Source organism: Catenulispora pinistramenti (assembly GCF_018274385.1).
GTDB classification, from domain to species: Bacteria; Actinomycetota; Actinomycetes; order Streptomycetales; family Catenulisporaceae; genus Catenulispora; species Catenulispora pinistramenti.
Map to the genome: position 1 here is coordinate 56,132 of NZ_JAAFYZ010000003.1, position 14,301 is coordinate 70,432.

General features: G+C 63.4%; 9 protein-coding genes. 3 read left to right on the forward strand and 6 right to left on the reverse strand.

What is annotated here, in order from left to right; all coding sequences use genetic code 11:
- Nucleotides 1-350 precede the first annotated feature (350 nt).
- From KGQ19_RS01190 to KGQ19_RS01210, 5 genes are all read right to left on the reverse strand, one after another.
- Nucleotides 351-1,118, reverse strand: coding sequence for a contact-dependent growth inhibition system immunity protein (locus KGQ19_RS01190; protein WP_230418044.1), 768 nt, complete (start codon nucleotides 1,116-1,118; stop codon nucleotides 351-353).
- Between the two features lie 31 nt (nucleotides 1,119-1,149).
- Nucleotides 1,150-2,592, reverse strand: a complete 1,443-nt coding sequence (locus KGQ19_RS01195; protein WP_212007139.1) for an RNase A-like domain-containing protein — start codon at nucleotides 2,590-2,592, stop codon at nucleotides 1,150-1,152.
- Nucleotides 2,593-3,107: 515 nt separating this feature from the next.
- Complete coding sequence (locus KGQ19_RS01200; protein ID WP_212007140.1) at nucleotides 3,108-3,305, reverse strand: IS3 family transposase; 198 nt, start codon at nucleotides 3,303-3,305, stop codon at nucleotides 3,108-3,110.
- Nucleotides 3,306-3,380: 75 nt separating this feature from the next.
- Complete coding sequence (locus tag KGQ19_RS01205; RefSeq protein WP_212007141.1) at nucleotides 3,381-3,593, reverse strand: DDE-type integrase/transposase/recombinase; 213 nt, start codon at nucleotides 3,591-3,593, stop codon at nucleotides 3,381-3,383.
- Nucleotides 3,594-4,277: 684 nt separating this feature from the next.
- A complete protein-coding gene (locus KGQ19_RS01210) occupies nucleotides 4,278-4,709 on the reverse strand; it encodes a hypothetical protein (RefSeq protein WP_212007142.1) in 432 nt (143 codons plus the stop codon).
- Between the two features lie 252 nt (nucleotides 4,710-4,961).
- Here KGQ19_RS01210 and KGQ19_RS01215 point away from each other — a divergent pair, with 252 nt between their 5' ends.
- The 3 genes from KGQ19_RS01215 (at nucleotide 4,962) to KGQ19_RS01225 (ending at nucleotide 11,843) form a co-directional block, all read left to right on the forward strand.
- Nucleotides 4,962-6,248, forward strand: a complete 1,287-nt coding sequence (locus tag KGQ19_RS01215; RefSeq protein WP_212007143.1) for a plasmid pRiA4b ORF-3 family protein — start codon at nucleotides 4,962-4,964, stop codon at nucleotides 6,246-6,248.
- A gap of 742 nt (nucleotides 6,249-6,990) precedes the next feature.
- Nucleotides 6,991-11,406 carry a polymorphic toxin-type HINT domain-containing protein gene (locus KGQ19_RS01220; protein WP_212007144.1) on the forward strand — a complete coding sequence of 1,472 codons (4,416 nt, stop codon included), beginning with the start codon at nucleotides 6,991-6,993 and terminating at the stop codon, nucleotides 11,404-11,406.
- Between the two features lie 23 nt (nucleotides 11,407-11,429).
- Nucleotides 11,430-11,843 carry an Imm1 family immunity protein gene (locus tag KGQ19_RS01225; RefSeq protein WP_212007145.1) on the forward strand — a complete coding sequence of 138 codons (414 nt, stop codon included), beginning with the start codon at nucleotides 11,430-11,432 and terminating at the stop codon, nucleotides 11,841-11,843.
- Between the two features lie 430 nt (nucleotides 11,844-12,273).
- Here KGQ19_RS01225 and KGQ19_RS01230 read toward each other — a convergent pair whose 3' ends face one another.
- Nucleotides 12,274-14,247, reverse strand: coding sequence for an ATP-binding protein (locus KGQ19_RS01230; protein ID WP_212007146.1), 1,974 nt, complete (start codon nucleotides 14,245-14,247; stop codon nucleotides 12,274-12,276).
- Between the last annotated feature and the right edge of the window lie 54 nt (nucleotides 14,248-14,301).

Consider the following 14,301-nt stretch of genomic DNA (forward strand, 5'->3'; position numbering starts at 1 on the left):
GCACCAGACCCGGCATTCGAACACGCCTATAAGCAAAAACGGTCCTGACCTTGAGGTCGGGGCCGTTACCTGCTTGTTCGAACATCGCACGCGACGTTCTTTGTGGAGCTTAGGGGCCTGGTAGTCGAATCCTGAAACTATGCCTGCGAGCTGGCGCGGGACGGTTGCATGCTTTCAACTTCCGAAACCGCACCACGCATGCACCGGTGGTGTCGAGACGCGTTGCGACCGGTTGAGACCGGGAGCGTCGCTGCACTACTAGGTGCTCGGACCAGCCGCGGGCCAAGCGAGCCTGGCCCGGAGCGGGGGCAGCTTCGACAGCCTTGATAGGTACCTCGCGCGGCAGTGGATCAACGTCCCCAGGCACGTTTGTCGTGTGCCGGATATGCGGGGTTCGGAGGTGCCGGAGGCTGGTAATCTACGCCTTGCAGTCGCCCCTGTAGATCTCGGGTGATCGAAGACAGCCATTCTCCATGTGACAACCCGCGCGACGGGCGCACCTGGCGGCCGAGCATTGAGGTCGTCATTTCAAGAAAATCTTCGTCGGAACCCATCGCGAGCAGCTCGTCGATCTCGGACACGGCAGCGGCTACTTCGTAGGGCCAATTTGTGGTGAAGTAGTCGGCGAGAATAACTTCACTGGTCGCATTGTTGCCGTATACGTAGCCGATGTCCTGGTGATAGTAGCTGCCAAGCAGGTTGCCCAGATTGGGAAAGCGTTCCCGCCACTCCCACCGGGTCTCCGGCTTCTGAACCGCGGCCTGTTCACCGCCTTCCGTGAAGGCAACCAGGTGCGGGATCATCGCCGTCAGGCAATCCTCACGGGTCCTGCCATCCGGAACGATCATGCGCGACATCGAGTCCATGTCCGCGGTGACCTCCGGGTCGTCCAGGCCACGCTTGAGCGTGTCGAGGATCTCGGCAGTGGCCCTGAAGGCCCGGCCCGGATAGAAGGTGGCCATCCGCAGGTACGAACGCATTGCCTTCGAGGGCGAGTCCGGTGTATCGGTGAACCGTTCCTGGAGCGGCACGGATGAATAAGCTTCGAGGAGGAGCCTCAGCTCTGGCAACCTCTCGGCCCACGGGGCGTCGTCATCGAAAATGTCAGGCTGTGTCATCGTCAAGACCTCAGGCTATTGCTGGCGGGTATTAAGGGAGCCACGTGGCTGCGTCAATCCCAGTAGGAAAGCTAGTTAGGATATAATACCCATTTGGCGCGGCCGGATCGGCTCTAATGACTACTCTGGCGCCCAGCACCGGCTTGGACGGGAGCTTATTCTCCCAATCTTCTCTGGTGAGCTGGCGGCCGGTCACCTCGCCGAGAGTGTCCACTTCGAAATCCCGTGTGCTGCCAGGTTTTGCCTTGCTCAGCCAATTGGTGATTTGCGCATTATTCTGATCGATCACCATTTGGCTGAACCTCCGTTCGTCTTCGTAGGTCTCGTATGTCGACACCTCGTCCGGCGGATTTTCGTCGTTTCTGGTGTCATAGAGCCGATCGCCAAGCTCCTCATTGCTTTCCCCAACATGCTTATCATATGCGTGGCCGCCGTATTGTTGATCTCCGCCCGGGTCGGCATCGCGGAGCTTCGCCGGCTTCGCTCCGCCCCGTTTGCCCCGGGGCCAGGCGTTGTAGTCGCCGTTGGCCATCGCGGCCATCCAGTCGTACAACCCCTTGCCGGCCAGAGCGCCGCCAGCGGTGATGAGCCCGGCCGACACGCCGGCCGCCGGAATACCGAGGACGGCACCGACCCCCGTCGCATCGAGCACCACGCCGCCGACCTCGCCGCCGACACCCGCGACCATCAACATCAGCCCGGCGAGCGTCTGGGCGATACCGAGAAGCGAGTTCGGGCTGAACAGCGCCTTGAGGACGTCTTCGAGTTCGTACGCCATGCCTTCGGCGAAGTGTCCGACGTCCGAAAGGACTTCGCCGGCAGTCGACAGGACACTGCTGGCGACGTGTTGCCACCAGTGCTTGTTGTGGATGCCGTCGGACTGTGCGTGATGCAACGCCTTGGCGCAGTTCTTGGCTGCGTCGATGCGGTCGTCGTAAGCCTGTTTCGCCTGCGCGGTGAGCGCGGCCATGTGTGCCTGGGCGTTCTTCAGGCTGGCCTGCGCACTGTCGTGCGCGGTCTGGGCATCGGCAAGAGCCTGCTGGTCGGGGTTGACGGCATGGCTCTGCTGGGCCGACTTCAAGTCGGACGCGGCGCCGTTCGCAGCGGTGGTGGCACGTTGGAGATCGACCGCGGCGTCTTTGGCCTGGTGCAACGCCGAGTCCGCCTTGGTCTGCGCAGCCTGCCGCTTCGGCGCGTACGAGGACAGGGCGTCGGAGGCCTCGCTATAGGAGATGTACAACTTCTGTAGACGCCCCGGCAGCGGACCGAACTGATCCTTGAACGCCTCAGCGGTCTGGCCCACCCACTGCAACGCTGTCGCATCCGAGCCGAAGGAATTCAGACTCCGATAAGCGGACTCCACATCGTGCGCGAAGTCCCCGAACTCCTTGGCCAGAGCCTCAACCGACTCCACGACGCCCGGCGTCGGATCCCCATCCAAACTCAGAATGTCCCAGCCAGATGGACGCGCCATCAGTCCACCCCCCCCGGATGATTCTGCTCAGCCCACGTATGAAGCTTCCCCGCACAGTGAGAACGAGCATACAAGGGGCCTGCGATACTAGTAACCCGCGAGTACCGATCAGTTGCTCACCGATCCTGTGCACATGAACTCGCCGCCAGCGAGGTGCTTCATGCTGTTCAGAAGCCGGAGTCGGCAGAGGACGCGGGCCCCATGGCACAAGCATCTGCGGACCGGTCGGGGTACAGGCTCACAGTTCGCGATAATTGCTCCCGTGACGACTGGCGACGTGCTCTTACTCAAGCTCGGCCTGCGGGTCGGGACCGGACCGCAGGTTGTTGACCACCACGTACCTCGCGGCGCTTCTTGCCGAGCGAGGTTCCAGCCTTGTGGAAGCAGGACTGCCTGCTGTCCGAAACTGGCTTAGGTCGGCTCTGTTTCGCCGAGTCCAGCCCCTACGCTGGCAGTACGTGGACCGACGGCGGCACGACCGAGCTTCTCCCGGTTTTCCGGCCGGTTCCGGTGGCTCACGCCACGATGGCGTGAGCGGTGTGTGCTTGTCCGAACTCTACGGAGCTCAGCATACCGATCGCGGAGTGTCGGCGGTGTGGGTAGCACCAGGCATCGATGTACTCGAAGATCGCCTTGGCGAGTTCCTGGCGGGTGTCCCGGGTTTGGCGGTCCAGCAGTTCCAGCTGCAGGGCGGCAAGGAAGGACTCGACCATCGAGTTGTCGAAGCAGTCCCGATCGTGCCTATCGAGCCGGGCAGCCCTGCGGTGCGCAGCCGCTGGCCCAAATACCTAGGAGGTGTATTGGCTGCCGTGGTCGGAGTGGGCCACGGTCTGCCCGGCCGCAGGCCGGCGGTGCCAGCGGGCCGTCTCCAGGGCGTCGCAGACCAGCTCGGTGCGTAGGTAATCGGCGATGAACCAGACCACGACCCGCCGGCTGATGGCGTCCAGCACGACCGCACGGTACATCCAGTCCTGGTCGGTGCGGTGCTGGGTGATGTCCATACGCCACAGCCGGGCCGTCGGTGGTGAACGCCCGGTTCACCAGGTCCGGATGCGGATCGGCATACGGGTCGGCGCGAGTGCGGCCACGTGCGTGGCGCTGATAGATCCCGGCCAGGCCGTCGACGACCTTGGCCTGGTCCATCCAGCGTCGCAGACACGAGTACGAGATCCCCAGATCCTCGCCAGCTGACCGATCGGCGTCTTTCCGGCACGGACCAACTCTACGGCCGGAACTCCGGAGGATGAGGCTCCAGCATCATAGATTCCTTCCGGCGACCAGTGTCGCCTCCCTTAAGGAGCCCGGGAAGGAAGGGCAAGCTTAGCGGCCCGTGTCAGAGGCCCGTCCGGACTCCCTATGAGCGTGAAACGCCACCATCAATTCACCGCGGACGGCGACGAATCAGAATCCAAAACGGGATGAGATGAGAATCGGCGTTCGAGCCCGGCCTGCGCCAGAACGGTCTCAACCTGGAGTTGGGGCCGGTACCTGTCTGTTCGATCGTCGCTCGCGAAGCTCTTTATGGAGTTCGGGCGACTCCAACCATCTCGCCAAAAAACGGCCCCCGACCTGCGATTTCGCAGATCGGGGGCGTGCCGTGGAGCTGGTCTTGTGTTACTTGAACACCGCTGACCTGCCGCAACACTGATCCGGGTCGTTGTCGCCAGTCGGTTGGCCAACCGCGATCAACGCTCACGGTCGTGTGCGAGAGCATCCCAGTCCAGGCGCTCCAACGCGGTACGCATGGCATCTGAGACAGGCAGGTCCGGTCCATCCTGAAACCAGGCCACAGCGAGCACTGACTCCGTCAGCATGGAATCTGCCTCCTCATCGATCGGCCCGGACCGGAACAAGCCGATGCATGTAATCGGCGGAAACAGCTCCATCGGCCCGAACGGACTGTTGGGTCCGTCATCGGGCGTCGTACGTGATGGTTCCACGATGTGGTTGGTGGCCCGCGGATAGCCCGTCTTCATCCGCTCAGCCAGCCCTGCGAGCAGCCGGTCATTCCACGACGCTGTCGGGTAGCCCTCCAGAAAATCGTAGGTGCCGACAACCTCGAGACGGATCAAATCGATCTGCCGACCCGTCTCAAGGAAGATCCATGCGATGTCCACAGGCTGCCCCGCTCGCTCGATTCCAGGCGGATGATAGCCGATTGGAGACGGCGCTCCGGACAATCGGCATACAGCAGAGCGCCTGGTGATCATTCGATCACCAGGCGCAATGTGGAGCTGATCTTGCGGTACTTGAACGCCACCGGCCTTGGACAACCGGTGAATGGGGCAACCACTCCGGTGTGAGAGACAGTGCCGCTGGCCGCGGACTCCTGTGATTGCGCGGGTCCCGACTCTGCAAGGATCGTCACTATGACCGGGCAAGCAAGCGCGAGCAGCGTGTACGGGAGCAGTCCGTCGCTGCTGGAGCAAGTTCAGGGTTTCGCGCAGTGGATCGCCGCTGGGCGCAAGCTGACCCAGACCAGACGGCTGACCATGACCGACGCCCGGGTGCTCGTACCGCTGCTCGGCACCGGCGACCGAGTCGACCCGGTGATCGGCGACCGAAGGTTCCGTACCCCGTCCAGCCGAGAGCTGGTACGACTGAACCTGCTGTTCGAGTGGTCCAAGGCGGCCGGGCTCACTCGCGTCGTCAGCGGCCGACTGGTACCCGTCAAGAAGAACGCCAAGCTCCTAGCCGATCCCGACGCGCTGCGAACAGTACTTTCCGAGTCGTTCGCCAAAGTGCCGGCCGACGCTGTGGTGCCATCCCAGTGGATCACCTCCTTGGTATTGGAAGCACTGCCTGAGGCCTGCGCGGTACTCCGGTCTGTGCTTGGCTTCGCCGGCGGCACAGATCTTGAAATGCTCCAGAACGCGGTCTGGGCGGACCTCACCGGCCGATTCGTCCTGGACAACCTGGACCCCGGTCAGATGACCCGGCTCCACGAGGCCACCGACCGCGATGTCGCGATCCTCGTCGCGCTGTGGGCCGAACTCGGAATGGTCCGCCACGACAAGGGCCGCATCCACCTCGACAAGAACACACCGGCTATGCCGTCGACTACTCACGACAGCGACACGTCAGCCGACCAGTTGTTCCAGCTGCGCGTTGTTCTGCAAGACACCGAACCCGAGGTGTGGCGACGCCTACTCGTCCCCTCCTCGATCCGGCTGGACCGGCTGCACGGAGTGCTCCAGGCCGCACTGGGCTGGACGGACTCACATCTGCACCTGTTCACCCTCGGCGACACCCGCTACGGCTGGCGCGATCCGGACTTCGGCGAGGGCGTCATCCCCGAACACACGGTCCGCCTGGCCGACATCGCCACAGAAGGAACAGTCATCGGCTACGAATACGACTTCGGCGACGGCTGGGAACACACCGTCCTCATCGAAGCCGTGAGCTCCCCCGACTCGGCGATGCCCCACCTCCGCTGCATCGAAGGATCCAACGCCTGTCCGCCGGAAGACTGCGGAGGCCCGTGGGGCTACCACGATCTCCGCGAGACCCTGGCCAACCCCGCCGCCGAAGAGCACCGGGAGATGCTGGACTGGCTCGGCATCGACAACGGATCCCAGTTCGATGCGACCGCCTTCGACCTGAACGCGGCCAACCGCCGGATCACAGCAGACCAGCGCAGGCGAAGCACACACTGAAACGAGTAACGCAAAGCGGCCCGTTTCGGAATCATCCGAAACGGGCCGCTTTGTAGTATTTGTGGAGCTTAGGGGATGTCAACCAGATGATTTAAACGAGGGTCTTGACCTGGCCATTGACGCTTGACGTGAGGCCCGCAGTCATGATCGGTTCGCGAATGGCTCGCGCATGGCGTCAAGGGGAACAGCGGCCACGCGACCTCCAGAGTGTGCTCGTCGGCTGGTTCTACAAACTCAGCTGGCCGACCGGCCAACGAGGATCTACTGAACATCAAAGGGCGACGTTGCTATGGCGAGGCCGGCGTGGACAGGCCGCAGTCGATGGGTCGGGACCAGGGATGGGGCCGCGAGTACGTCGCTGATAATCAAAGGACTGATAGTCAGAGGTCTCCTAGTCTGGAGCGGGTGGTGACGACTGTTGGAGCGACTGGGATTCTCTCGGCCTGAGGACTGGTTCCCGGCCGCAAACCTTCCTCGCGACTGTGATATAGATCACCTCATCGTTGGTGGCGCGCGGCAGCAGTCCGCTGAGATTCTTGATCATCGCTCTGGTGGGCTGCCGGCTTGCCAGGATGCGTCGGCGGCTCATCATCGGGTTTGAGCCGCTTCCATTAACGAGTTCCGGGGAGATCTCGTGCATAAGCGTTTTCGGGTGGGGTTTTGTCATGCGCTCTTACGGCGACGGCGGGCGGTTTCAGTCCTCGTTTCCGGCGCCTTGGCCGGCTCGGCCCTTTCGATGCCGATGGCTTCTGCCTCGGCCTACTCTGCGGCGTCTATCAAGTCGGTTCCTCTTCCGGTCTACGCCGGTTCGTGGGATTTACACTCCCCATTGGGGGAGCGCGATCGGGAGGATGCCTGCCTGGCCGGGCAGCGGCTTCACGTGAGTGGTCCGGCGGTACAGAGCGTCGCAGCAGCCTTCTTGGTAGACATCCTAAAGTCGGACGACTTTGACCAGTCGGTCAAGGACGATGCCGCGCAGCAGGCCGCTTGGGACAGCTCGCAGGATTCGCTTCGATCGTCGGACCAGGCGATGTTGGCGAGGTTGCCGGTCCCGACCGCTCCAGGCCAAGCCCACGGCGACTCGTTGGTGATCGACTGGCCTGACGGCGCTGACGTCGCGTGGGCACAGATCCCCGACTACAACGGGCCGGTACGTACCTTCTTGGACCAGCGCGCAGCCAAGGAAGCGGATCCGACCTCCAGCTATCCCGACGTGGTGGTCCCAGCTGACCAGCCGGCCTTGGACAAGGCTAAGGCGATCGTGTCATCCAGCACGGACCCTTTGCTCACCGCCGCGGGCGGACTGCGGGACAAGATCGCCAATTCCTCAGGGGGGCACTACGCGACCGATGCCGCCGACATCGCCGAGTTCGTCACCATCGGCGGGTTCCCACAGAGCGCGCCGGATCCCAGTTCGCTGGAGTTCCGGACCGATGTCGAGGCGATCAAGGCGCGATGGGCTTCCTGCACCAGTTCCAACCCATGGGATCCGCGCCAGGTACTAGGCGGCGAGGTCCAGGTCGCTCAGGACGAGTGGGAAGATGAGCTGGAATCGCAGAAGAGCCAGCGTGATGACATCGTCAACGCCTCTATTGCGGCTGCTGCTGACCTGCAAAAGGCCAACGATGCGATGGCCGACGCGATGGCTCAGGCCTACATCGCCCAGCGGATCACGGTCATCGAACGCTACATCGGAGCGCATTCCACTCCGGGGCCACCACCGACGCATACGATCTGCACCTGGTCCACATGCTCGCCTGATGCTGTGGACTGGGTGGCCCCGATCGCCAATCGGACGTGCGATGGGAACCATCAGTCCTGGTGCGATCTGATCCCGACGATGAACGCCGATATGGACGCCATCGGCAGGGCGATGTTCGGTGATCTGAGCACGGCCAACAGTGCGCAAGCTGACGCCGTGGCGAAGGCGGACCAGGTCAGCGCTGATGAAGCGACCGCAGGCGACATTGCCAAGGCGAACAACACTCCGTACGGCCGGGGCCTTGCCTATGCGTTGCAGTCGGCCCAGGTCACCAAGGCCAGCGCTGCGGCTGCCACGGCCGCGGGGCAGGCAGGTCTGAGCGCTTGGGACGCCGCAAAGGCTGGCGCGAGCGATGCGATGACGCTGTGGGCGTTGTCGGACACCCGGGCCCACGCTGTCCAGGCGCAGTTCTCGAGGGCGGAGGCTGAGGAAGCGGCTGCTCAGGCGCATGCTGCTGCTGGCGCTGCGGCTGCGCAGGCCACTGCTGCCGCAGCTAGTGCCACGGCCGTGCACACCGACCGGGTCACCGCCGAGGCTGCCTTGTCCGCTGCCCAGGCCAAGGCCGCAGTGGCCAAGGCTAAGCGGACTGATGCCGACACCCAGGCCGCCACTGCTGCCTCTGCCCGGGGTGACGCTGCCTACCAGCAGAGCGCTGCGGCTCAGGCCGAGGCGACCGCGCGTACCCAACAGGACATCGCAACGAAGGCCCATCAGGATGCCGACACCGCAGCGGCCCAGGCAGCGGACAAGCAGAAGACTGCCGATGCCGCCGAGCAGAAGGCGGCTGATGATCGGTACGCCGCACAGCAGGCGCAAGCGGCTGATGACGCTGCCAAGGCCAAAGCAGCCGCCTTCGACGCGCAAGCCCAGGCTCTAGCTGGTTCGGCCGCTGCCGCGATGGCAAAGTCCTCGGCAGACCAAGCAGACACTGACGCATCAACTGCCTCCAATGCCGCAGCCACCGCTCAAAGTGCCGCTGACGCCTCCACTACCGCTGCTCAGGCTGCCCGTGCGGACGCGACTCGGGCAGCCGGGGCTGCGGCGAAGGCGAAATCCGATGCCTCCGCTGCCGATGCTGCCGCAGCCGGATCCCGCTCTGCCGCCGCGAACGCACATGCCGCCGCCGCCGACGCGATCAAGAACGCCGCAGCAGCAGCGAACAACGTGGCCCAAGCAACCACCGATGCCACGGCAGCCGAAAACGATGCCGCCACAGCACTCAACCAGGCCGGAGAAGCCGCCAGGGACGCAGACGCAGCGCTGGCCACAGCGAACAAGGCCGCCGGCTATGCGGCCGCTTCCGCCGACTATGCGACCAGCGCCCGCGACGCAACACATGCAGTCGCGGTCTCAGCTGGCCAAGCAGTCTTCTACGGCACGCCATATCAGCGCTCCGACGCCACCGCCGGCCTAGCGGTTCTGGTCGCCAACAACGCAACGAGCTTGTCTGCACGACAAGACGCGGCAGCTGCGGCAGCCGCAGCCGATGCCGCTCGGGCAGCAACTGACGCCCACAACCTGGCGACCCAAGCCAGTGCCGATGCCAAGGCCGCCGCGACAGCTGCCGATAGCGCGGCCAGCGATGCGTTGTCCGCTCAGAACTCACTGGTCGCCACTCGGGCATCAGCCAGTGCCGCATCAGCTGATGCCGCAGCCACCCAAACTGCGGACAAGGCCGCAGCTGCTGCTGCCGCGGCCGCAACCAGCGATGCTTCAGCAGCAGGCAGGGATGCCAGCTCCGCCGCCGCAGACGCGACCGCCGCTGCGAACTCCGCTAGCGCCGCCGAGAAAGACGCGGCCGGTGCACACGCCGCTGCCGACGACGCGTCCGCCCAGGCAACCGCTGCTCAGGCAGCAGCCAAAGCAGCACAGGACTCAGCCACCGCGGCTGCTACAGCTGCCGCCAACGCCGCCGCCGACGCTGCGGCAGCCGAGAAGGCGGCGGAGGACGCCGAGGCCCGAGTCCGGGCTGAAAACCAGGCCGCCGAAAGCGTTCTAGATACCAGGTACGGCAGTGATCAGGCTGCTGCTGACCAGCAGGCCGCCGCCGACCTACTCTCTGAGATTCCGCCGGACCGGTTGGCGGCCTTGCGCGCCGACATTCAGATGTACATGAGGGAGAGTCCGAACGACTGGAACGATCCAACTTCCAATGCCAACAAGGCTCTGATGGTCCGGGTCAGATGGGCTATCGAAGGCAACCTGAGCCTGACAGAGATATGGGATGCCGAAAAGGGCCAAGCTGTCGGGCTGTTGGTCAGCACGGTTGGCCTGGCACTATGCCCCGAATCTGCTGGAGCTACCTGTCTGGCAGCGGTCGGAGCTATATCGGGCGCAGCCGCCGCTTGCGTTGAGGACTGTTCAGACGTCAAAAACGTAGCATTGCAAGCAGTTGTCTCGGCGGCCTTGATGGCCGGAAGCGGAAAAGCCGCCGATATTCTGGCATCGACGATTGCCAAAAGGATCACAGACGACGAGGTGGCAGCCTTCGTCTCAGCATGTGTCAAACCGCACAGCTTCGCCGCTGGCACCGGGGTCCGTATGGCCGACGGGACAGTGGAGCCGATCCAGGACATTCGTGTCGGCGACGAGATCTCAAACGCAACTCCGGGCGCCGCTGAAACAGAGCAGCACCGGGTCGAGCAGGTCCACACGACCTTCACCGATACAGACTTTACAGATCTGACCGTCCAGACCCCTGACGGCGAAGACACAGTCACCGGTACCCAAAACCACCCGTACTACGACCTGAACGCCGAAGCCTTTATCGACGCGAGCAAGCTTGGCATCGGAGACAAGCTGCAGTCGACGTCCGGTGCGGCCGTGACCGTGCTGAATGTTCGCAACTACATCAGCTCGATGGTCACCTATGACCTCACCATCGAGGGACTGCACACCTATTACGTAGTAGCTGGCACGACGTCTGTCCTCGTGCATAATGATTCATGCCGGGACGGTATTCTCGCAAAACTTCCCGCCCGCCCTGGGAACAACGGACCGACTGTCGGAATTGCAGTCACCGACGGGGGCGTCGAACTCCCGATGGTGGATAGCTCGAAGTCCGGTGACCCTTCCTACCCCGCGCTGGCGCGTCGGGTCAGCGATCGGCTCCGGCAGTGGAACCTCCTGCAAGGTGCAGCCGTTTCGGCGCGCGCTTACGATGTCGAGCAGACTGTCGCTGCGATGATGCTCAACGATGACGGTACGACCGCGATCAAGAGCGTCAATCTGGTGATCAATAACGCCACCGGGCCCTGTATGGTCGAACTTGGTTGTAATATGGCTCTGCCGTATATTCTCAACGATGACCAGACTATATTCCTCCATTGGAAGGACGCTACTGGTAAATGGCGTACCGAGCCGTACAGGGGCCTGAACAAGACGAAGAAGGGTTAAAGGTGTCGTATCCTATCGAGGCCATGTTCCTGAATGAGCATGCCGGTAATCGTGTGCTCATTGAGGACGCGGATGGGGTAGACCGGCTTATTGACGCGTTGCTGGCTAATCCTGCAAGCCACGCCATGGCGCAGGTCTTCTCAACCGCACGTGAGCGCCTGTCATCAGGTATGTTCGACCACGAGTTGATGGTGGGCGTGAACGCGGAACGTTCAGTCGGCATTCTTGCTTTCATGGATGGGGACGCGGGCAACATCGTTACCGACAACGGGGCGCCCAGTCTCGACAGCGTGTGGTATTCCATCACCGGGCACTCGACTGAGTACCCTGGCGGAACGGAAATCCCAGTCGACGATCTTCGGCGAGCGGTCAAGGAATTTCTTTCATCTGGCGGCAAGATTCCAACTTCCGTGCAATGGAAGCCGGAAGCGTGGTGAGTGGGCGGCGTGCGTAACGCCACGTAGCGGTATCTGGCGACCATCACGTGGTGTGATGGTCGTCAGAATTGGATGCACGTTCGGCTCGAGGGCTTAGTGCAGAACCATCGCTAGGATATTCAAGTTCGAAGGTCCAGTGGTATTGGTGCACGTATAGGGAGTAGGGCTAATGCCTTGGGTCTCAGGGGGGTAACTAAAAAGTTCTCTACGGACTGTGTTCTGCCCAGTTGCCAATTGCTTTAGCGTCAGTAGCGGGACCTCTCGCACGTCTGCGGTTCCCGTGCTCGTAGCCGGCGAGGCTTGGATATCGTCGTGCTGGCTCGGCGTAGATCGGGTCGCGGTTTTCGTCTGTGAAATGGCACATTGGAGATTGGCCGACCCGGGTTTTCTAGCGCCCGGGCGCCGGTGGAGGCCGAGCTGTTGTTGTGGATCAGTCGTCGTTCGCGGTGGGCGCCTGCGGCAGGGCTGCGTCAGCATCCGATGTGCGCTGGGCCGGGACCTGGTTGGCTCGGGAACGGAGGATATCGGGGACGCCGTCCGCGGGGGACTGGAGCAGGTAGTCCAGAGCGTGCATCTCGCTCGACTCGTATTCCAAGGCCTTCTGGTAGAAGCGAAGGCGCCGTTGGCACTCCTCGATAACCTCGCCCCAGGTGCGGGCCCAGATCCTGACGCCGCCTTGGCTCCAGCCGCATCCGGGAGGGAGGTGGTCCTGATGTACCTGGTTGTGCAGTCGGCGGTCGATCTTCGTGGCGACGAGCCAGAAGTCCCACGTCACGTCTGAGGATGCGAAACGGTCATCGGAGGTGACGGCGTCCGCGTACCCGGTCACTTGGTTCCACTCCGTTATGCCAGCCTCCACCGATGGGCGTTTGAGCTCGACGATCAGGTGATGGCGTCGGTTGAGGAGGTAGCCGGCTCGGGACAGCATGAGATCGATGCGTGTCACTCGGCCGTCCGCGTCGCGTACCGGTTGTTGCGTGGCGGGTGGTCGTCCGAGGAGTGCCAGGTGCCGTTTGAGGACTTCGGTCAGGCTCCGATCGCTGGCGTGGAGCGCGTACTCCTCACCGAACACCCATGGCTCGCCCTCAAGGAGCTCGTGTAGCTCGGAGCGTTCGAGCACGGTGCGCCTGGCCTCAGGATCAAGGACCATCTGTTCCAGGGCGGCGATGAAGTCCAGCCGGTTGGTAATCGTCGTGGAGGCACGGATGATGCTGGAGAGCCGGGTGCGGTTGAGGAGCCGTATCAGGTCGCTGCGTTCGGCGTCGCCGAGGGCGAAGAGCTCGCTGATGGCCGGCCGCAGAAACTCCGGATCCGCGGCCAGGGCGTGCCGCAGCAGACCAAGCGCGACCTTCTTGGGGCTGCGAGCCTTCGGGAGCTTTTCGGCGACCGTGGACGCGACGGCGTCGAACATCTCGCGCTCGCGCTCCTCGATCGAATTCGCCGGAGGTCCCGAATAGGGATACACCTCCAGCACCTTCCACCCCTCGACGAGTTCGGTCTGGCGCTCGGCCGCCCGGTCGCGAAAGTGCTCCCTGATCCGATCCCGGGCGGCCTCAACGAGTCGGGCCTCGACCGATTCGATGTTGGTCTCGATAAGGAGCAGGTCGTTGGGGTCGTCGCCGAAAGCCGGCCACGTGAGGTACGCGGTGAAGTCGTAGCCCCGGGCCTGGACCCGCACCGGCACGGTAGCTTGCGGGATGCCGCGGTCGTCGCAGAGGTGGAGTTCGCGTCTGTTGATCTTCTTATTCCACTCGATGATGCGCAGCCGGGCGGGAACATCCGCTCCTTCGACCGTTACGTCGAACTCGTACGATCCGGCTTGGATCGTCGAAGGGTTGAGGACTTCGTCGAGGAAGGAGACCTCTACATCGGTATACATTTCCAGGTACAGCGCCAGTTTTGCGGTGAGATGGTGGAAGGCCCGCGGTTCGGTGAGCTTCGACAGACTGGTTCCGCCGCCGGTTGCCTCGAACGTGGTCCCCAGGGGCAGCCCGGCGGAGACCGGCGCCGGCTGGCTGATCTCGAAATCACAGATCGCGTCCCGTGAGGACTCGATCCGGGTAGTAGCCGGGCCTTCCACGCCTTCGCCCACTGTCGCCCAGCTGATGTGCCGGCCCAGAGCGAATGCCCGCAGACGGCCGTGACCGGCCTTCCCGTGCAGGAACCGGCCGCTTCGACTGACCCGCTGCTTCGCCTTCCACGAGCCGCCCAGCCCTTGGAACCAGGTCAGGCACTCCTCGTTACCCATTCCGTGACCGTCGTCAACCACACGGACGACCTCGATCCCGCCGAGGTCGTTGAGCTCCGCCTCGACAGCCACGTGGTGCGCGTCCGCGTCGAGGCCGTTCCAGATCAGCTCCTCGACCGCGCCAATCGGCTCATCCATGCGTGCGAGCTTGGCCACGTGATCATCCTGCACATTCAGCCGGACGCGCGTCATGTCTTGCCCCCCATCAAG